The organism is Imperialibacter sp., assembly GCF_040222385.1.
Taxonomy (GTDB): domain Bacteria; phylum Bacteroidota; class Bacteroidia; order Cytophagales; family Cyclobacteriaceae; genus Imperialibacter.
Map to the genome: position 1 here is coordinate 144,757 of NZ_JAVKDF010000057.1, position 19,858 is coordinate 164,614.

Below are 19,858 nucleotides of genomic sequence, written 5' to 3' on the forward strand. Positions count from 1 at the left end.
TTTCCTTATAAAAGGTGTTCAAGCGGGCGACGTCCCTCCCATGTACCTTCCGAGCGAATGGGCTGAAACCTGGCAAATAACTCTTCCCTGTACCATTTTAATGTCTTTGTCTTCGCAATGGCCACTCGATGGTGCTCACTTTCATAGGCGAATCGTCGAAGCGAAGCCTCATCCGCCCAAACGCTATAGGTAGCCATCTGCACGATCGGCAGCTCTCCCATTCCTTTTGTGTAAACAAGCCCACTGTTAGCCTTCAAATCCTTTTGGGAAACAGGTACATATCGCCAGAAATCAAGAAGCTTTTGCCATTTGATGGTTGCACGGGTGATGGCGATCACAGGACCAGACGACTCGGAACTGGGAGTTGGTTCAAATGGGTTAACCCCACTCCAACGACCATGAGAACTGGTATTCACCATGTAGGTTGTCCACACCTCGCTGGCACGCCCCCAATAACGATCAACGATCTGTGACCTGGCAAAGAATGCGTTAGCATCATCTTCACTTCGCCAAACCTGCAAAAGAATGTAGGTGGAAAAATCGGGAAAAGCATTGAAACTATCACCACGGCCAGTTCCCATGAGTTTGTAAAACGTATTGCCTTCTACGATGGAAAGCTGGCGGTGAGCCAACTGCATCATTGAAAGAGCCCAAAACTTATCTGAAAAACCCTTGAACCTAAAACATGTGATGGTTGTGACCTGTGACATGGCATCATAACATGTCGTATACGAATAATGTTAAGACAACAAAGTGTGATTTGAACAAGTCTATCTGGTCGATCAACCTATTTATTCAACGGTACAAAAGCGATATGACTCCAGACTGTGCTGCCATATCCGAAACTCTTAAGCGTTGCGATTGAACTCTTATGCATAAGTATCAATTACTTTGTGTCGGTTGCCAGAATTATTCCCTTATATTTGTCTCTCCTCCAGCTCGTTGAAAAGCTTATCCCTCATTCTTAGCTTTTTCTCTACCAGATACTTTTCTTTCTTATGTCGCCGTCGAGAACTGTTGGGATTTTTTTCTTTGTATCTTTTTTATTGACGACCATTGACGCCGTCGGCTGGCAGCAAGTTACCCCTGTGGTAAATTTTGGCAGAGAAGCAGATCGTTCCGGGGGTGCAGTAGCTGCAATTGAAATCGATAATCAGGGTTTAATGTATTTTGGTACTTCCAGAGGTGTGGTCGTTTATGATGGCGAATCGTGGCAGGAGATAGACCTTGGTGGAAAAGGAAACACCCGTAGCATTAATTACGACAGTCTTACTGATAGAATATATATTGGCGGTACCAAGCATTTCGGCTACCTGAAAAGAGACAGAGCCACTCGCTTTTCATACGTCGATTTGTCAACACAAATCTCAGAGAGCCACCCATTCAAAGAAGTATGGCAAATTTTCCTATTCAACAACGAGATCTACTTCATGACTCGGGAAGGACGTTTTGTCTACACCGCCGATTCAGTCAGCTATAGAAACTTTCCTGAATCTTACTTCTTTCGTGTAGGGTCAACTGTTTACTTATCTGAAACAAACGGAGCACTGAGCATATTTGAGAATACGGAACTTTTACAAAACTGGAATCAAAGCTCACACTCAAAAAGTCCTGCCTTTCAGGTGCTTCCACTGGACGAACAAAGGCATTTAATACTCTATCCGGATTCACCCCCACTTGTCAGAAATTTGGTAGATGGAAGTATTGCCGTCTACGACCAACCCCTTGCTTCTCTAATAACTAAGCATTGGTTGTACAATGCCGTCAGCCTTTCGAACAACTTACTGGCTATTGCCACCTGGACAGACGGTGTGTTTATTACTGACGAAAAAGGACAGGTCATTCGCAAGTTCACAACCGAGGATCGACTCATGTCAAATGAAGTTTACGAAATGAAGAAGGGGCCACAGGGAAATCTGTGGCTAGCCACGTCGTATGGCATCTCGATGATCTATATGACAAAGGCGTTCCCCAACACAGTATTCGAACGCATTAATCCGTTTCCAACGCAAATTTCGTCGTTCGTATACGATTATGACTCAATTGCATACACCACACAAAAGTATGATACAGCCAAACTTTCCAAACCTGCAACTATAATAAAGATCAACTTTAGCAACCCGGGAGCCGATTACTACACGCCTCAGACCTACCAATACCGACTGTTCAACTATGACACAGCCTGGTATCCAACAACCGAGCCAATGGCCGTTTTTGACAACCTGCCAAACGGAAAATATGTCTTTCAGGTAAAGGATGCGAGCAGCAATTTGCAGCCAGCTGAACTCGTCATCATTGTAGCGGTGCCTCTGCTGGCCTTTATAAAAGGGCCATTGGGGTATGCATTTATAGCTATGGTAGTTCTCGGACTAACCATCGTGGGTATTATATACAGGGCAAAGCGCATGCGCAAAAACCTGGCCACACTGGTAGCAAAAAAAACAGAAGAGGTGACCAGGCACGAGCAACAACTACTCCGCAGCAACCGTGAACTGATGGCAGTGAACGAGGAACTGGATACCTTTCTTTACCGGTCGTCGCACGATCTCATTGCTCCGGTAAAATCCATCAGAGGCCTTCTTTACCTCCTAAAGGCGTCTAAAGATGATCTCCCTCAATATTTGGATTTGATGGAAAACCGAATTTTGAGATTAGAAAACACCTTGTTAGAAATCAATAGTTATGTAAAAAACAGCAAGAATGAGCCACTATCAACAAGCATTCAACTTCACGGATTAGTAAATGAAGTCTGGGCAGATATCGAATTTGTTGAGCATGCGGAAAAGCTCACTTTTAGTAATGAAGTTGACAGTCGTTTAGAAATAACATCCGATCCTAATCTATGGAAAATGATCATTCACAATCTCCTGATCAACGCTATAAAATACCACGACGGTCGTAAGGAAAGGCCTTTCGTGCGTGTTTGGCATACAATTGAAAATGGTGTATTTACCTTAAAAGTAGAAGATAACGGACAGGGAATAGCGTCGGAATTGTTGCCCCGGGTATATGACATGTTCTTCCGGGCAAATGAAAGTTCAAAAGGGTCGGGTCTTGGGCTCTTTTTGGTTAAAAAAATGGTCGACAAGTTGGGCGGAACGATCAATATAGAGTCAGAATACGCCAAAGGAACGCTGGTATCGGTCAGTTCGTCTACCCTTTCCTTCAAGGTTAATGAAGCCAAAAAGAGGTCAAAACCGACAACTCACCTACTGTAAGGCAACAATGTAGAACGTTAGCTGCCTACAGCAGATGATGAAGGGCTGTTCGGAGAGCAGAGGCTTCAGAAATCTAATATGGGAACTATGTTGTCTATTACCATTTGCTACATCGCCCTCATCAATTCTGCAAAAAGCTCATACGACCTTAGCCGATCTTGAGGGCTATACATATGGCTGGCAACCATAATTTCGTTTACTCCAGTCTTTTGCAGAAAATCGATGGTCTTTTCTTTCACCGTCTCTTTGCTACCCACAAAGGCATACTGTAGAAACCGCTGGAAAGCAGGCTCGCTCATAAATGCTTTCATTTGAGGTTCCAATGGCGCAGGTGGTCTCAACTGATCACGTTTGTTTGTCAGTATGCCTAACACCATCCTCACCAGCGATGACGCCAGCAGCTCGGCTTGCTCATCGGTGTCGGCGGCAACCACATTGACGCAGGCAATTGTATAGGGCTCCTGAAGCGCATCCGAGGGCTGAAATTCGTTGTAGTAGACATTGAGTGCCTCAAAAAGGTGTGTAGGAGCAAAATGGCTGGCAAAGGCATAAGGAAGCCCTTTTCTGGCCGCAAGGTGGGCACTATCTGTGCTGGAGCCCAAAATGTACAAAGGCACATCCACCCCTTCAGCTACGTAGGCCCTCACCTTTTCATCTGCGTTGCCATCAGCGAAATATTGCTGTATCTCTCCTACTTCCTCAGGAAACCGGTAAGCAGCGTGCATTCGCTCCCGGCGAATGGCGTATGCTGTTTCCTGGTCGGTACCAGGCGCTCGGCCGAGACCAAGGTCAATTCTATGAGGAAATAATGACCCCAGCGTACCAAACTGTTCCGCCACAATAAGCGGCGCATGGTTTGGCAGCATGATTCCACCCGAACCAACCCTGATACTTTTTGTTCCACCAGCAATATGACCTATAAGCACTGGCGTTGCTGAACTGGCTATACTGACCATGTTGTGGTGCTCAGCCAGCCAAAAGCGGGTGTATCCCCACATTTCAGCATGTTGTGCCAACAACAAACTGTTTTTAAAAACCTCGCCTGTAGATGATCCCGCAGGCACCGACGCTAACTCCAGGATGGAGTAAGGCACTTTTCCTTTCTTCATATTCACACCAGACCAATTGTATCAATAGGCAAATGAAAAAAGGGTTGGGATGGTTCACATGATGAGCTACTATTTCATTTTAACGGCTTTCGAATCAACACCCTCCCCGATCAGCATTTGTTTAGCCGGGCTGGAAAAGTCTGCTTTTAAAAAAGTCAGGTGATTAGTTTTGGCACCCTGAATGGACAATGGCTTTCCCTCGCCAGACACCACTTTGAATCCCGAGAAGGTAAGGTTATGTGAATTGTAGATGGTGAAGGGGTTTCCCTCTGTTACCACGACAGTGACATCCTTGAAACTCATTCCATCAGCATCAATGACAGAAACGCCCTTTTTGCCTGACAGATAAACATTGTCAAGATTCACATTTTTAAGATTCATTTCAGGTAGACCCTGAAAGAAGCCAGCCACACCAGAATTGACCGATCGGATATTCTTCATGTAAATGTCTTTGAATGAAGGAGTTTCCTCTGTTACCGGCACGGGCGTGTCGTCGATCTCTGGCGCCTCCTGATCGTCCTCCAAAATGGGTGACTGCCCACCATAAAAAAGATTGAAGCGAATAGGCTCGGCGGCAATATCGTACATATCAATGTCGGAGATGTAGACGTTCTCCACCACGCCACCACGTCCCCTGGTGCTTTTGAATCGCAAGCCACAGTCAGTACCAATGAAGGTGCATTTTGATACATGCACGTTCTTTACCCCACCCGACATTTCACTACCAACGGTAAACCCACCATGACCATGATAAACGATGTTATTGAACACCACCAGGTTTTCGGTAGGGATTCCCCGCTTTCTGCCATCAACATCTTTTCCTGATTTGATGCAAATGGCGTCATCACCCACATCAAACGAATTGTTGTACACCCAGGTGTTTTTACACGATTCGATGTCAATACCATCACCGTTTTGCGAATACCACGGGTTACGCACAGTCAGATTCCTTACAATCAGGTTCTCGCACATGAGAGGATGTATGTTCCAGGCGGGTGAGTTTTGAAAAGTCGGACCATCGAGCATTACATTCCTGGAGTTCCGAATGCTGATCATCACCGGTCTCAAAAAGTCTTTGTACTCCTTCAGTTCATCCATTGATGCGTTGTCCGGCACATTGAAATTACTGGTCGCCTCCACTCCTTTCTGAAAGCTTTCTGAAGGATACCACGTGTCGCCATCGTCGCTTACCAGTCCGCCGCCGGCCACGATCTCCTTCCACTGCTGGCTCGAGACTTTGCTTCTTTTCACTAGCCGCCAGGCATCCCCGTTGCCATCGATAACACCTTTTCCAGTGATAGAGATGTTTTCCACCTCAAGAGCATTGATCGGCGATATGCATCTGTAGGTATCAAGTCCTTCAAAGCTCGTGGCCACTATGGGGTACAGCGTTTTGTCGTCCGAAAAAAGAATAAGGGCTCCTTCCTCCACGTGTAAATTGAGGTTGCTTTTAAGCGTGATCGGCCCTGTCAGCCAAATACCTCTCGGAACCACCAGGTGTCCCCCTCCTTTGCTCACAATTGCCTCAATTGCTTTTGCAAAGGCGTCGGTATTGAGTGTAGCTCCGTCAGGCATACCACCAAAATCCAGCAGACTCACCCGATAGTTCGGAATAACTGGCTCTGTCATTTTGGGCATGTCGAATTCGAGCTTTGGAAAAGGAGTAGCCCCCTGGCCTGACACAAGATGGGAAATGAAGAAGAAAAGACTGGCTATTTTCAGTTTCATAAGTTCAATCGATTAAAATCATGTTGGAGAGGTTTGTAATCAACAAGCGCAAAAAAGTAACTATCATGTACTTGCTCATGGTTGCAAGTACATGAAAAGAAAATGCTGTGCCTGATACAAACAGCTCCGGGTAAAGACGAATTTAGGGGCGAAGTCACCCACAAGCGGCTGCACCGAAACGGAGAAGAATATAAACAAAAAAGCACCAATAGCGAACTATCAGTGCTTTCAAAAAAGAGCCCCCTGCCGGGATCGAACCAGCGACCTACTGATTACAAGTCAGTTGCTCTACCAGCTGAGCTAAGGAGGCTTCTCTCCATTTATGTTTCCTTATTCTACTGCGACCCTCCGATTTCAAGCAGTTGCTCTATCGGACGCCGAACCGCAGCTAAGCTAAGGAGGCTTCTCTCCATTTATGTTTCCTTATTCTACTGCGACCCTCCGATTTCAAGCAGTTGCTCTATCGGACGCCGAACCGCAGCTGAGCTAAGGAGGCATTCCTTATTTGGGACTGCAAAACTAATCGGCTGATTAATTATTGCAAACACTTATTGTGATTTTTTTAAGAGGTTTCGTGAATCACCTTGAGTTGCTCTTTCAAACCATCCAGTTCCTCTTCTGCTTTAACGATTTTTTCATCAAAGTCGGCCTTCAGCTTATCAGCTTTTCTGGACGATGCTAGGAATTCCAGGTTGTTTCTCCAAACGGCTATGTCGTTCTCCAGCGTCGCAATCTGGCGCCTGACCTGTCCCTCCTTCTGGTAGATTTTGCGCTCACCATGTGGTTCACCCTTGATCTTACCCACCTGCATGGCTGTCTTGAACTTACGCTGTTCATCCTCGGGCAGTGACTCCGCCGCCTTGTTGAGAGCGTCTATGGCCTCCTGATATTTTTTCTGGATGGTCTTCATCGCATTTCTCGGCACGAAACCAATCTGGCTGAACTTCTCCTGAAAGCCACTGATAACATCCAGATCGAGACTTTTCTCACCTGCCAGTTTTAGCAGCTGCTCGCAAATTTCTTCTTTCTTTTTCAGGTTGTCATAGTACTCCTTCTCTGCTCCCTTGCTCTGCGAACGCTTCCTTTCAAAGAAATGATCACATGCAGCCTTGAACTTATGGAAGATCTCCTCCTTTACTTTTTCGGGCACAGGCCCCACCTCTCTCCACTGCTGCTGCAATTGCTTGAGCTGATTCGCAGCTGAATCCCATTCCTCGCTATCTTTTAGTGCATCGGCTTTTGCCACCAGCTCTTCCTTTAGCTTCAGGTTTTCATGGCGCTTTCCTTCCAGGGTCTTGAAGAACCCGCTTTTGTTGCTAAAGAAAGTTTTGAATGCCCCCCAGAATCTCTTATTTATCTTCTTGGCGCTTTCCTTAGGCACACCGCCAACAGCTTCCCATCTCTTTTGAAGCTCCAGCACCTCCTTCGTCTTCTTGTTCCACTCATTGATCTTGTCAGAAGTGAATGCCACAAATGTTTCAGCCTCCTCACATAGCTTTGTCTTGACCTCCATATTGGCCTTCAACTCAACCTTCAGTTCATCCACCATTTCACGGCGCTTGGAATAGATGAGGTCAGAAGCAGCCTTAAAACGTTGCCAAATCTCTTCCTGAGATTCCTTTGGTACCGGTCCAAGATGTTTGAACTCTTCGTGAAGAACATTCAACTCTTTTACAGCATGTTTGATGTTCTCTTCTTTGGTCAAAGCTTCCGCCTTGTCGCAGAGCTCAAGTTTTGATTCGAGGTTTTTCTTCCTGTCGAGTTCCTTTAGCTCAAAATAAATGCTTCTGTTATCGTAGAAGCGATCAATGAGGGCATTGTAGTTGGCCCAAAGGGTTTTTGCGTACTTGCCGGGCACCTGGCCAATCACCTTCCATTCATCCTGAATTTTCTTCAGGGCTGTAATGGAGGTCGTATTTTCCTCGCCATCAACTAAATGGCGAAGCTTCTCCAGAACATCTATCTTTTTCTTGTAGTTTTCTTCTTTTTGCTGCTCCAGATTCTGAAAAAGCTTGTGCTTTTTCTCACGGAACAATTTGTAATTCTCTTCGAAACGATAGGCAAAATCATTTAACCTAAACTCAAACGAATCTTCTTCTCCCCCATCTGCCAGGTATTTTTTCAGCGCTTCTTCCTTATCATGGGCGACCATTTCATCGTGAACTGACTTTAGCTCTCTGACTATCCGATCTGCCTTGCGCACGTCGTCCCAGTGAAGTACCTCGGTAAACTTGTCTACAAGCTGCTCAGGCGAATAATGGCTATAATCCTCAGCTTCTTCATGCTCCTCGTTGTCTTCCTCCTCTTCCGCCTCGTCATCGCCTGAAGCATCAGCCGCCTCGGCTACTACCTTAGGCTCTTCTTTCTTCTCTTTTTTGTCATCAGAGGCTTCTTCGCCAGCAACAGCTTCCTGTTTTGATTCAGGCGTTGGCTCTTTGCTTTGTGTTCCTGCCTCCACTTGCGCCGGTTCTTCGGCCTCCGTCGCATCCTTTGCGGTTTCCTCCGACTTCATTTCTTCTACAGAGGCAACTTCGGACTTCAACTGGCTTTCTTCCGCTTCAGGTACCACAGCTTCATCAGCGCTAACCGATGCTGGTGTAGCCTCAGCAACAACTTCTGCTGGAGGTTGCTCAGCTTCATCAGGTACTGCGGGTACTTCGGCGGCAGGGGTTTCAGCTTCTGGTTTTTTCTTTCCGTCTTCATCACGGACATCTACCGATGGTTGAGAGTCGTTGCTGGTAACGCTATCATCGGAAGTCACTTCCTTTGGAGCAGCGTTGCTCAACTTCTCATCACCTTCAGACACTTCTTTCTCATTGTTCATCGTGCGCTCCTTGATCAGGTTCTATAGTCTCTGCAATTTAATAATATTAATTCATGTGTCTAATATTTGATTTTATTGCATTGACAATTGGATTTGGACAAAACTATGTTGTAGATATGGTTTAAACGAGATTTTATTCCTCCGGCCAATTTTGGCTCTTCATATTGCAATCCTCTGGCAGGTCTAATTAAGCCTTGGATCCGCAGGGAAATTAGAAAATGCTCTGAATTTTCCGCCCATGTCTTTGAGCACCTGCCTCCAGAGTTCTTCGTGTGAATACTCAAAAATATACTGCAGGGCTGTTTTCTTATTTACAATCCAGCTATTGGTGTCCAACTCTTCCGAAAGCTGCCCTGCTCCCCACCCTGAATAGCCAATGAAAAACCTTACCTCATCAGCAGTAACCAACCCCGCACTCATCAATTCCATCAACTTCTCAAAATCACCTCCCCAATAAATTCCTCTGGCAATTTCTCGTCCCTCCTCCATCAAATGTGGCGAGCAATGCACAAAATGAAGCGTATCCTGCTGAACTGGCCCTCCAATAAACAGCGGAATTTCATCGTCAGGCGCACCCTCAATCACCTCTGCCAATGACAGCTCCGAAAGCCTGTTAAGAACGAAACCAATTGAACCACTTACATCGTGCTCACAAAGTAAGATCACCGATCTCTCAAAATTTGGATCTGAGAGGTAGGGCTCTGAGATAAGTAAGTCTCCTTTATTGGGATTCACCCTTTTAAATGCGTCGAAATGTTCCATTCGGTTTATTCAAAGTCCTTTTGACTACTCCTTTGTTTAAAAGACAACAAGTGCCACCTGTACACCCAAGAACTGTTCAAATTGAAAACAACTAATGCTCGTTGTTGCCTTACTTAGCTGCTTGACCACATTGCATATATAACATAATAATAGCCAAATTGTAAGGGCTATTTATAAATTTGAGTCGGATTTGAAAAATACTGAAGCAATGAATATCGCAGATTTGAGAGAAGAATATTCCAGGCAAGTTTTGAACGAAGAGGCAGTAGAGAAAGACCCGCTGCTGCAATTCAACAAGTGGTTTCAGGAAGCACTTGATGTAAAAGTGAAAGAACCGAACGCCATGACCTTGTCCACAGTTTCTGCTGATGGACAGCCACATGGGAGAATCGTGCTTCTGAAAGGGCTGGAAGATGGCGCTTTTCAATTCTTCACTAACTACGAAAGCCACAAGGGCAGAGAGCTTACGCAAAACAACCGAGCATCTCTGACGTTTTTTTGGGCCGACCTTGAGCGACAGGTGCGTATTGAGGGTAGGGTAACGAAGCTAACCGAGGCAGTGTCGTCCAGGTATTATCACTCAAGGCCTTTAGGTAGCCAAATAGGCGCCTGGGTAAGCTTGCAGAGCGAGTCGATACCCGACCGGGCATTTTTGGAAAAGAAGACAGAAGATTTCAAAATGAAATTTAGTGGACTGGCAGAAATACCAAAACCTGACTACTGGGGTGGTTATGGACTGGTGCCGGCGTTGATTGAATTTTGGCAAGGTCGCCCGAGCAGGCTGCACGACAGGATAGTCTTCAAAAAAGGTGCAGACGGCTCCTGGGGAACCGAGCGCCTTTCCCCCTGATGGAGGCTAAAAGCGACTTACTATTGTAAATGAAACAGGTCTTTCACTCCCAAGTGGCGCTCAACTGTAAAACCTTCCCCATAGGCAGCCCCAATTGAGTGCCCGAGCTCTTTCCCCCTGCTTTCAAGCATCTTCATAAAGTCCGGAGACGAAATGAATGTGCTCGGCTCTTTGCTGGCAGGGTCGTAAAATTGTGATTTAAAGCACCTGATCGCAAGCATTTTCTTTTCCCAAGCAGCCGATACATCGACAATAAAATCGGGCATAATAAAGTTGCTTTGGATATAGTGATATATATTTTTTGCCCTCCACGGTTGCTGAGGGTTGCCATCAATACGGGTTTCCACCATTCTAAGACCCGATACAAAGCTTGCTTCAGATACCAGGCTGGAGGCCCTGCCATGATCAGGATGGCGGTCACGAATGGCGTTTGCTAAAATGACTTCCGGTTGGTATTTCCGTATCATCTTCACCACCTCAAGCTTATGGAGCTCGTCTACGGTAAAAAACCCATCACGAAACCCCAGGTTCTCCCTGATATGAATACCCATCACTTTACTTGCTTCAGCGGCTTCAGCGGCTCTTAGTTCGGGTGTGCCCCTTGTGCCAAGCTCCCCTCTGGTAAGGTCAACAATGCCGACTTTTTTCCCCATCTCAACGTGAGAAATAAGCGTTCCTGCACAAGCAAGTTCGGCGTCGTCGGGATGCGCCGTAAAGACAAGTATGTCGAGTTTCATTTAGTTAATCCGAAGTCGCTGACCTACCCGTATCACCGAGTTCCGGGAAATGCCATTGAGCCTGCAAAGCTTCGTCACTGAGACGCCATACCTGCTGCCGATGCCACTAAGCGTGTCACCACTCCTCACCCGGTGTACGATCACCTTGTTGGCCTCCTCAAGATAGGCGAAAGATGCTTTCGTGAGTGTATACTTCTGGTCTATCAGACAATTTGTGTCAAAATCAAAAAACTCTTTGGGGTCGATGGCATTGCCCTGGTACCTCACCTCAAAGTGAAGGTGTGGACCGCTGCTTCTTCCGGTACTTCCGCCCCAGCCTACCAAATCTCCAGCTTTGATTTCGTCTCCGACATTCACCAGGCGCTTGGACAAATGCCCGTAGAGGGTTTCCACACCATTATAGTGCCTCACAAGTACATAGTTGCCGTAGCCAGGCCTATCGTAGTTGGCCATTCGCACTACGCCATCAAAAGCGACTTTCACAGAGTCGCCTGTAGTAAGTCTCAAATCCACTCCATAATGCCAGCGATACCTGCGCAAGCCGAAGTCAGACGTAATCACCGACTTCTTCAAGGGATTTTCCCAAACCAACCCTACCTCCGGGTAAAACAATGTCAGCTCAGTAGTGTCTTTGTAATCCAGGCCGTTGAATTTGTAAGGGTTGACTCTCTGTGAGTCCCAAATATTGTAGTAGTCTTCAGCAGAAAGCCATACCGAGTCGAGTGATAGCTTGTCAGAAACAGCCACTTCATGGCCATAGGAAAGTACCAATGGAGGGGTGGCGGGACCTCCTTCAGCGGGTGGCGCCATTGCTTCCGCCTCCGCTATCATCATGCTGTCCAGAAAATCAAAATCCACCTTAAAGATGTTATCAGCAAACAAAATCAGTGGTGGAGAAGGTATTGGAGCCGGGGCTTCTCTTTTCTTAAAAGAGAAAAAGCTTTTGACCCACGATTTGCTTTCCTGCGCTCGTGATTCAAAAGCTAATAATATTACTACCCAGGCCGCTAGTAGTAAACTTTTCTTAATCATGGCTGCTAAGATACGGCCAATTCTTTCTCCGCCAAAAATCTTTCTGCATCCAATGCGCCCATACATCCACTACCGGCTGCCGTCACGGCCTGTCTGTAGATATGGTCCTGAGCATCTCCGGTTACAAAAACGCCCTCTATGTTCGTTCTGGATGAGCCTGGAACTGTCTTTATATAACCATTTTCGTCCATATCAAGCCATTCCTTAAAAATGTCCGTATTGGGTTTATGTCCAATAGCCACAAAAAATCCTCCGACTTTAAGCTCAGTCTTCTCTCCTGTTTGAGTATTTACCACTCTCACACCAGTTACTTCCTTATCACCAAGCACTTCCTCTGTTTCCGTATTCCAGAGAATTTCTATGTTTTTGGCATTTTTAACCCTCTGCTGCATGATCACAGAAGCCCGCATCTCATCTCTTCGCACGATCATATACACCTTGCTACATATCTTCGAAAGGTAGCTGGCCTCTTCAGCAGCTGTGTCTCCGGCCCCCACAATTGCTACGTCCTGGCCACGGAAAAAGAAGCCATCACAGACTGCGCAGGCAGACACACCATGACCGTTCAGTCTCTGCTCTGACGGGAGGTTCAACCACTTGGCTGACGCACCAGTTGATACAATCACTGCTTCGGCGGTTATCTCATGTGTTTCATCTACAATTACCTTGTGTGGATACGAAGAAAAGTCTACAGACGTAGCGAGTCCATAGCGAATCTCAGTTCCAAATCGCTCAGCCTGCTTTTGAAAGTCTGTCATCATCTGGGGGCCCATGATCCCATCAGGATATCCCGGGTAGTTCTCTACGTCAGTTGTAATCGTTAACTGACCGCCTGGCTGGCCGCCAGTATACAAAACCGGCTTCAGACCAGCACGGGCAGCGTATATAGCTGCAGTGTATCCTGCTGGGCCTGAACCAATAATCAAAACTTTAACTTCTTCTTTTGTCATCTCGAAATATTATTTGCTATCAACTGTAACACCAATTTAAACGCAAAAGATCATTTGGCGTTAACGAAAAAAGGTCTCCTTTGAGACCTTTGCTAATTTTTCTGAGCTTACTACCCGAGGTACGGCTTAAGGGCCTTACTGCGGGATGTATGCCTCAGTCTTCTAATGGCTTTCTCCTTGATCTGACGAACTCTTTCCCTGGTCAGATTGAACTTCTCGCCTATTTCCTCCAGCGTCATGGCATGCTCACCATTGAGTCCAAAATAAAGGGAAATAACATCTGCCTCTCTGGTTGTAAGCGTAGAAAGCGCTCTCTGTACTTCTTTGCGAAGGGAGTCGTTGATAAGGCCTGAATCAGGAGTCTCCTCCATGTCGTTTTCCAGCACATCCAGCAAGCTGTTCTCTTCGCCCTGAACAAACGGCGCATCCATCGATACGTGACGACCGGAAATTTTCATGGTGTCCACAACCTCACTGGTAGATACCTCCAATACTTCGGCAAGTTCATCCGGAGATGGCTCACGCTCGTATTTTTGCTCAAGCTCAGAAAAGGTCTTAGAAATCTTATTCAACGATCCAACCCTGTTCAAGGGGAGGCGTACAATCCTTGACTGCTCGGCCAATGCCTGAAGAATCGACTGCCGAATCCACCAAACCGCATAAGAGATAAACTTAAAACCTCTCGTTTCGTCAAATCTTTGGGCAGCCTTGATAAGTCCCAGGTTTCCTTCGTTAATCAAATCACCCAGCGAAAGTCCCTGGTTTTGGTATTGTTTGGCTACTGACACCACAAATCGAAGGTTGGCTTTGGTCAGTTTCTCCAAAGCCATTTGGTCTCCTTCTCTTATCCGTTTAGCTAGTGTTACTTCTTCATCGGGGGTAAGCAGGTCTACTTTACCTATTTCCTGGAGATACTTGTCAAGCGACTGACTCTCCCGATTGGTGATCTGCTTACTTATCTTTAACTGTCTCATTCAATATCTGACTTTTTAAAGCCTAATAGACTAAACAATAATATAAAAAGGTAAAGTTCCTTTCTCTAATGTTCCCGCTTTTTTTTTGACAAATGTTAGTTGCTTGTTTCCTGGTTTCGCTCAGGCCGAGGTATCAAAACCTTTCTTGACAGTCTATATTTACCGGTTTTCTTATCTACTTCAGTCAATTTTACTTTTATTTCCTCACCTACCTCGAGAATACCGTCTAGTTTTTCAATTTTCTCCCACTTGATTTCAGAGATATGTAGAAGGCCATCTTTGCCCGGCATAAACTCTACAAACGCACCAAATGGCATAATTGACTTCACTTTTCCGTCGTAAACTTCACCAACCACCGGCACGGCGACAATAGCGTTTACACGCTTCACAGCCTTGTCCATCGACTCCTGATCATTGGCGAAAATGCTCACAACGCCTCCAGTAGCAATTTCTTCGATGATAACGGTAGCTCCTGTTTCCTTCTGAATTTCCTGAACAATTTTTCCACCAGGCCCGATCACCGCACCGATCATTTCCCGTTCGATATTGATCTTCACGGATCTTGGCGCATGAGGTTTCAAATCTGCATTTGGAGTCGACAAAGTTTTCTCGATTTCATCCATTATATGCAAACGACCAGCCTTTGCCTGATTAAGTGCCTCTTCAAGCACCTGATAAGAAAGTCCGTCTACCTTGATATCCATCTGGCAGGCAGTGATCCCTTTGCGGGTTCCGGTCACTTTGAAGTCCATGTCTCCCAGGTGATCCTCGTCACCAAGGATGTCGGAAAGAATGGCGTATTTGCCAGTCTTGCTGTCAGAGATCATCCCCATAGCGATGCCTGTAACGGGCGCTTTGATTTTAATACCAGCGTCCATCAGTGCCAGTGTGCCTGCACAAACGGTCGCCATTGACGAAGAACCGTTTGATTCCAGAACGTCAGACACAATACGAATAGTGTAAGGGTTTTCTTCTTCAGGCGGCAAAACCTGCTTAAGCGCCCTCATGGCCAGGTTACCGTGACCAACTTCTCTACGTCCAGGACCTCTGTTAGGCTTTACTTCACCAGTTGAAAATGCCGGGAAGTTGTAATGAAGGATAAACTTATTGAACCCTTTCATCAAAGCAGAATCAATCATCTGCTCATCCAGCTTTGTACCAAGAGTGACGGACGCAAGAGCCTGCGTTTCGCCTCTTGTGAAAATAGCTGAACCATGGGCTCCGGGAAGGTAGTTTACCTCACTCCAGATATATCTTATTTCATCAAGGTTACGTCCATCAAGACGTTTTCTTGAGTCGAGAACGAAGTTACGAACGGCTTCCTTCTCAATATCGTGGTAGTATCTTTTGATAAGGTCCTTGTCAATAGCTTCTTTTTGTTCGTCGGTGAAAGCCTCCACATACTCATCCACGATGGCGGCGAACTGCTCTTTGCGATCAGACTTAGAGGGCATCTGCTTGGCAGCAACTTTATAACATTTGTCATAAAGTTTGTCGTGCATGTCCTTTTTTAAAGTCTCATCGTTGTTCTCGTGATTGTAGGTGCGCTTCACAGTTTTGCCAGCAGCTGCTTCCAGCTCCTTCTGCACCTGGCAATGTATTTTGATTGTGTCGTGAGCAATTTTTAATGCTTCAAGCATTTCTGCCTCAGATACTTCTTTCGATTCCCCTTCGACCATCAGAATATTGTCGTAAGATGCGGCGACAACAAGGTCGAGTGTAGCAGTCTTAGCTTGCGCCGCAGTGGGACTAACCACATACTGACCGTCAATTTTGGCAACTCTCACTTCAGAGATTGGTCCACCAAAGGGTATATCGGAAACAGCCAGCGCCGATGAGGCGGCAAGAGCGGCCAAAGCATCGGGCATTACATCGTCACCCGCCGAGATCAATGAAATGGCGATCTGCGTTTCTGCGTGGTAATCGTCAGGGAAAAGTGGACGAATGGCCCTGTCTACAAGTCTTGAAATGAGTATTTCGTAGTCTGACAGTCTACCTTCTCTTTTTAGAAAGCCGCCAGGGATTTTACCTGCTGCTGCAAATTTCTCCTGGTAGTCTACAGACATCGGAAGGAAATCCACTCCTTCTTTTGCGTCTTTGTTGGAAACTACTGTGGCCAGTAGCATTGTGTTGCCCATTTTGACCACCACTGAACCATCCGCTTGCTTAGCTAATTTTCCAGTCTCAATTGTAATCTCTCTGCCGTCAGCAAGGGTTATGGTTTTTGTAATGACGCTTGGATACATAAATATTAGTTAACGTATAAAAAGTAAATCAAATTTTAATTTCGATTGTTTCAGATAAGGGGAAAATAAAAAGAGGGAATCCGTTTTATGAATCCCCTCCCTGAACTTTTTACTTTCTGAGATTCAGTTCAGCTACAATTGCTCTATACCTCGTAATGTCTACCTTAACCAGGTAATCCAATAATCTTCTTCTTTTACCTACCAGCTTCAACAGCCCCAAACGAGAAGAGTGATCCTTCTTGTTGATTTTGAGGTGTTCTGTAAGGTGATTGATGCGGAAGGTGAATAACGAAATCTGAGACTCCGGTGAACCGGTATCTGTCTTAGATTTTAACCGACCATGATTCTCGAAGAGCTCTTGCTTCTTGTCTGTTGATAAATACATGCTTAGCTAAAATAAATTATATGAATTGAAATTAATGTGCAAAGGTAGAGAGAAGCTTATTGAAATACAAAACTCTGTATAAAATATCCTGACAGGTTTATTCTCCTTCTGATTGATCTGACAAGGCTTTTTCGGTTGTTGGAGCCGGGCTTTTCCTCTGCACGAAAGAGGCCCATTTTTTCTTTAGTCGATCAATGAAAATAATGTAAACATCCGCATCAAAAAGCCGTGAGTCGTTGCGGGCCTGTCGCAGGAAAAAAACGCCGAAGGGCATCAGTATCATATTGGGCATCCAGGCGGCAACAGCGCCGTCGAGCAAGCCCTCCCTGGCGTACTTTTCGCTCATGATGCTCACTACGTAGAATATAATGAAAAACCCTATGGACAAAATCACTGGCAAACCAAAACCTCCTTTTTTGATGATGGAGCCTAATGGTGCTCCTATAAAAAACATGACCAGGCAGCTAAAGGCCAGAGCCACCTTTTTGTGCTTTTCGATAATGTGGCGATATATCTCCGAGTTGAGGTTTTCAATTCTGGTAGCCTGATTGGCAAGGTTAGTCTTAATGTACCTGGCCTTTACCAAGGCGTCATTCACTGCCCGGGTTCTCCTGCTATTGTCGGCAAAATATTTTTCGAAAGTGATCGTATCTCTGGCTGCCTTTTTTCTTTTTATCACCGCTTCCTTAGCCGCTCTAATACTATCCGCCTTCGTCTGCTCCTCAATTTTGGCCTGCCTCTTCGCCAAAGCTTCAACAGCAGACTCCCTCGCAATGCGGGTGCCAGCCGGGATATTCTCTGCGTTTGGAGATAAAATACTGTCTTCTACAGTGATTTTGACCTCCCCCTGCGACACCGCCACAGCTTCTCTTTCCTTGCTTGTGACAGCTCTTATGGAGTCAATTCTCCTTTGTCTTCTTTCCTTTAGGTGGTAGTCGTACATTCCATCCGCATTGTTGAGCAGATTAACTCTAACGTCGGTGACTACACCCTGCATAGAGTCAATATCATGGGCAAGCTCGCCCATGTCTTTCATGAGTCTGTTGCCAGCAAAAAGTTCCTGCTTTGTTCGATTGAGGTCAAAAGACGCCAGGCTTAATACCATCTTCATTTCGCTGAACTCGTTCCTTGCCAGGTCGTTCACTCCTCCAAAGCTGGCTGTCCGGTTAAACTCATTTTGGCGTGACTCCTGGTAAGAATTACCATCATAGAGTTCAAAAACGAGGTAGCGATCATTGAGAATGGTGTACATTCTGCATGAGTCGGCCACAGTAACGCTATTGTTGCCCATTTCTCTGGTGTGATCGTAAATAATCACGTCTTTCATCGACACACCATCAGGGAATTTCTGATTGACTTTGATGCTATAGTTGGGAATGCCATTGTAAAACTGGCCTTCCCGTATGTCCAGCGATGGCTTTTTTTGCCTGATGTCATAAAGCAGGCTGTAGGCATTGATATTGGCTTCAGGCACAATAAAGTTGTTGTTCATAAAGGCCAAAACCACTAAAAATAAGACAGCGATAAAAAGCGGTCTGAGCGTTCGGACCAGGGAAATACCTGCTGACTTGATGGCGGTTAGCTCGAAGTGCTCTCCCAGGTTTCCAAAAGTCATGAGGGACGACAGCAGAATGGCTAACGGCAAAGCCACCTGTGACATATTGATGCTGAAGTAAAAGATAAGCTCGGCAAAAACGCTAAATCCAAGATCCTTTCCCACGAAATCGTCGAAGTATTTGAGCATGTATTGCACAAGCAAGATGAACACCACAACCAAAAAGGTGAGGAAAAAAGGGCCGAAAAATGATTTTAATATGAGTTTATCAAGTTTCTTCATGCCTGCGGAAAAGTGCTTAGCAGATTAAGGTGCAAGCAGCACCCGTTAACTAACCGCAAAAGTAGGCAAAAAGTATTCCTTAACCACCGACTATTTCTTTTAGCGTATGGATCATTGACTCCCATAAATCTTCCAATTCCTCAAGGTCATCCATATCAGAATAATCTGTGATCTTAAGGTAGGTCGACTGCGTCATTTCGTTTTCTTCGAGCTTCATCTCCACGTAATTGGGGTCGTCATTCTCTTCCGTGCCCTCAAAAACGAACTTTACAAGGCTATTGGCCCGGTGTGAGGTCATCTTAGCTTTGTTTTTCTCTCCGTCCCAAATGAATATGTAGTCCTTGTCCTCATTGATGTTTACATCGTCGGCAAACCACTGCGCCAACCCACTTGCTGAACTCACATATGGAAAAAGCATTTTTTTCGATGCCCGGAATTCAAACTCTGCTATATACTTGTAGTTACCCATATCGAACTTCTTCAAAAGTGCCTTAATGTATTAAAAATAAAATTGATGTGAACATAATTTATTTTTTAATAGTCAAATGGGCTGCTTAAGTACTGCGATTCGAGCCAACGGGAGGCTCTTTCACTCCTGTCTATATGTTCTTCCCCAATAAAAGTTGAAGGTTAAGGTTGGCAATTAGAAAACAATCTTCATACATTTGCACTCCCATTTTTGGGAGATTGGTGCTGGAGTGACTCATCCCGATGTTTATCGGGACTACCCGGCCGGGATAGAGCGCAGGATTCATATCCGCTAGCTAGCGGACGACAGTTCGACACTGCAAAGAAGATATTTGAAGTAATTGATATGGCGGGGTAGCTCAGATGACCTACCCGGCCGGGATAGAGCGCAGGATTCATATCCGCTAGCTATCGGACAGCAGTTTGATACTGCGAAAAAGATATTTGAAGTAATTGATTTGGCGGGGTAGCTCAGATGGTTAGAGCGCAGGATTCATAACCCTGAGGTCGGCAGTTCGATCCTGCTCCCCGCTACAGTAAGAAAGCAGCTCAAAAGGCTGCTTTTACTTTTTCGTCTTGTTTACAGTCTACGCCCTACATAGCGCCAAGTTCAATAAGATTTATATCGGCTACTCGTCCGATATGGAGAATCGACTAGATGCCCACAACATCTATCAAACTAAGGGCTATACTTTCCGGTATCGTCCATGGGTTGTTGTTCATACAGAATGCTATCCA

General features: G+C 45.6%; 16 protein-coding genes and 2 tRNA genes. 4 read left to right on the forward strand and 14 right to left on the reverse strand.

Annotated features, from left to right (window positions below):
• Positions 1–5: 5 nt before the first annotated feature.
• A complete protein-coding gene (locus tag RIG68_RS27380) occupies positions 6–710 on the reverse strand; it encodes a spheroidene monooxygenase (RefSeq protein WP_350130036.1) in 705 nt (234 codons plus the stop codon).
• 288 nt (positions 711–998) lie between these two features.
• On the opposite strand from RIG68_RS27380, the gene RIG68_RS27385 reads away from it, so the two are divergent.
• The gene (locus RIG68_RS27385) at positions 999–3,218 is read left to right on the forward strand and encodes a sensor histidine kinase (protein WP_350130037.1); all 2,220 of its coding nucleotides are present in this window, start codon (positions 999–1,001) and stop codon (positions 3,216–3,218) included.
• Between the two features lie 107 nt (positions 3,219–3,325).
• Here RIG68_RS27385 and RIG68_RS27390 read toward each other — a convergent pair whose 3' ends face one another.
• The 5 genes from RIG68_RS27390 to RIG68_RS27410 all read right to left on the reverse strand — a co-directional run bounded on the left by RIG68_RS27390 (position 3,326) and on the right by RIG68_RS27410 (position 9,641).
• Positions 3,326–4,327 (reverse strand): LLM class flavin-dependent oxidoreductase, encoded by a 1,002-nt coding sequence (locus RIG68_RS27390; RefSeq protein ID WP_350130039.1) that lies wholly within the window; start codon positions 4,325–4,327, stop codon positions 3,326–3,328.
• Positions 4,328–4,396: 69 nt separating this feature from the next.
• The gene (locus tag RIG68_RS27395; RefSeq protein WP_350130041.1) at positions 4,397–6,055 is read right to left on the reverse strand and encodes a glycoside hydrolase family 28 protein; all 1,659 of its coding nucleotides are present in this window, start codon (positions 6,053–6,055) and stop codon (positions 4,397–4,399) included.
• A 237-nt stretch (positions 6,056–6,292) separates the two neighbouring features.
• Positions 6,293–6,365, reverse strand: a tRNA-Thr gene (locus RIG68_RS27400).
• 252 nt (positions 6,366–6,617) lie between these two features.
• Positions 6,618–8,879, reverse strand: a complete 2,262-nt coding sequence (locus RIG68_RS27405; protein ID WP_350130043.1) for a DUF349 domain-containing protein — start codon at positions 8,877–8,879, stop codon at positions 6,618–6,620.
• A gap of 183 nt (positions 8,880–9,062) precedes the next feature.
• Positions 9,063–9,641, reverse strand: a complete 579-nt coding sequence (locus RIG68_RS27410; RefSeq protein WP_350069531.1) for a YqgE/AlgH family protein — start codon at positions 9,639–9,641, stop codon at positions 9,063–9,065.
• Positions 9,642–9,849: 208 nt separating this feature from the next.
• On the opposite strand from RIG68_RS27410, the gene pdxH reads away from it, so the two are divergent.
• Positions 9,850–10,491, forward strand: coding sequence for a pyridoxamine 5'-phosphate oxidase (pdxH, locus tag RIG68_RS27415; RefSeq protein WP_350130045.1), 642 nt, complete (start codon positions 9,850–9,852; stop codon positions 10,489–10,491).
• Between the two features lie 20 nt (positions 10,492–10,511).
• On the opposite strand, the gene bshB1 is transcribed toward pdxH, so the two are convergent.
• The 8 genes from bshB1 to RIG68_RS27455 all read right to left on the reverse strand — a co-directional run bounded on the left by bshB1 (position 10,512) and on the right by RIG68_RS27455 (position 19,136).
• A complete protein-coding gene (gene bshB1, locus RIG68_RS27420) occupies positions 10,512–11,228 on the reverse strand; it encodes a bacillithiol biosynthesis deacetylase BshB1 (protein ID WP_350122452.1) in 717 nt (238 codons plus the stop codon).
• Positions 11,229–12,260, reverse strand: a complete 1,032-nt coding sequence (locus RIG68_RS27425; protein WP_151996973.1) for a peptidoglycan DD-metalloendopeptidase family protein — start codon at positions 12,258–12,260, stop codon at positions 11,229–11,231.
• A 5-nt stretch (positions 12,261–12,265) separates the two neighbouring features.
• The gene (gene trxB / locus RIG68_RS27430) at positions 12,266–13,210 is read right to left on the reverse strand and encodes a thioredoxin-disulfide reductase (RefSeq protein ID WP_151996974.1); all 945 of its coding nucleotides are present in this window, start codon (positions 13,208–13,210) and stop codon (positions 12,266–12,268) included.
• 110 nt (positions 13,211–13,320) lie between these two features.
• Complete coding sequence (locus tag RIG68_RS27435; RefSeq protein ID WP_151996975.1) at positions 13,321–14,184, reverse strand: sigma-70 family RNA polymerase sigma factor; 864 nt, start codon at positions 14,182–14,184, stop codon at positions 13,321–13,323.
• Between the two features lie 95 nt (positions 14,185–14,279).
• Entirely contained in the window at positions 14,280–16,430 is a 2,151-nt protein-coding gene (pnp, locus tag RIG68_RS27440; protein WP_350069521.1) for a polyribonucleotide nucleotidyltransferase, read from the reverse strand.
• Between the two features lie 109 nt (positions 16,431–16,539).
• A complete protein-coding gene (gene rpsO / locus RIG68_RS27445; protein ID WP_151996977.1) occupies positions 16,540–16,815 on the reverse strand; it encodes a 30S ribosomal protein S15 in 276 nt (91 codons plus the stop codon).
• A 97-nt stretch (positions 16,816–16,912) separates the two neighbouring features.
• Complete coding sequence (locus RIG68_RS27450; protein WP_350130047.1) at positions 16,913–18,652, reverse strand: LptF/LptG family permease; 1,740 nt, start codon at positions 18,650–18,652, stop codon at positions 16,913–16,915.
• Positions 18,653–18,731: 79 nt separating this feature from the next.
• Positions 18,732–19,136, reverse strand: a complete 405-nt coding sequence (locus RIG68_RS27455; RefSeq protein WP_350069516.1) for an START-like domain-containing protein — start codon at positions 19,134–19,136, stop codon at positions 18,732–18,734.
• 444 nt (positions 19,137–19,580) lie between these two features.
• Here RIG68_RS27455 and RIG68_RS27460 point away from each other — a divergent pair.
• Positions 19,581–19,654 (forward strand) — tRNA-Met (locus RIG68_RS27460).
• Positions 19,655–19,696: 42 nt separating this feature from the next.
• Positions 19,697–19,858 (forward strand): GIY-YIG nuclease family protein (locus RIG68_RS27465; RefSeq protein WP_350130053.1); only part of this gene is annotated, 162 nt, incomplete at its 3' end.

Excerpts from the sequence above, each read along its gene's own strand:
- RIG68_RS27380 (WP_350130036.1), bottom strand. The coding sequence starts at position 710 with ATGTCACAGGTCACAACCATCACATGTTTTAGGTTCAAGGGTTTTTCA.
- RIG68_RS27385 (WP_350130037.1), top strand. The coding sequence starts at position 999 with ATGTCGCCGTCGAGAACTGTTGGGATTTTTTTCTTTGTATCTTTTTTA.
- RIG68_RS27390 (WP_350130039.1), bottom strand. The coding sequence starts at position 4,327 with ATGAAGAAAGGAAAAGTGCCTTACTCCATCCTGGAGTTAGCGTCGGTG.
- RIG68_RS27395 (WP_350130041.1), bottom strand. The coding sequence starts at position 6,055 with ATGAAACTGAAAATAGCCAGTCTTTTCTTCTTCATTTCCCATCTTGTG.
- RIG68_RS27405 (WP_350130043.1), bottom strand. The coding sequence starts at position 8,879 with ATGAACAATGAGAAAGAAGTGTCTGAAGGTGATGAGAAGTTGAGCAAC.
- RIG68_RS27410 (WP_350069531.1), bottom strand. The coding sequence starts at position 9,641 with ATGGAACATTTCGACGCATTTAAAAGGGTGAATCCCAATAAAGGAGAC.
- pdxH (WP_350130045.1), top strand. The coding sequence starts at position 9,850 with ATGAATATCGCAGATTTGAGAGAAGAATATTCCAGGCAAGTTTTGAAC.
- bshB1 (WP_350122452.1), bottom strand. The coding sequence starts at position 11,228 with ATGAAACTCGACATACTTGTCTTTACGGCGCATCCCGACGACGCCGAA.
- RIG68_RS27425 (WP_151996973.1), bottom strand. The coding sequence starts at position 12,260 with ATGATTAAGAAAAGTTTACTACTAGCGGCCTGGGTAGTAATATTATTA.
- trxB (WP_151996974.1), bottom strand. The coding sequence starts at position 13,210 with ATGACAAAAGAAGAAGTTAAAGTTTTGATTATTGGTTCAGGCCCAGCA.
- RIG68_RS27435 (WP_151996975.1), bottom strand. The coding sequence starts at position 14,184 with ATGAGACAGTTAAAGATAAGTAAGCAGATCACCAATCGGGAGAGTCAG.
- pnp (WP_350069521.1), bottom strand. The coding sequence starts at position 16,430 with ATGTATCCAAGCGTCATTACAAAAACCATAACCCTTGCTGACGGCAGA.
- rpsO (WP_151996977.1), bottom strand. The coding sequence starts at position 16,815 with ATGTATTTATCAACAGACAAGAAGCAAGAGCTCTTCGAGAATCATGGT.
- RIG68_RS27450 (WP_350130047.1), bottom strand. The coding sequence starts at position 18,652 with ATGAAGAAACTTGATAAACTCATATTAAAATCATTTTTCGGCCCTTTT.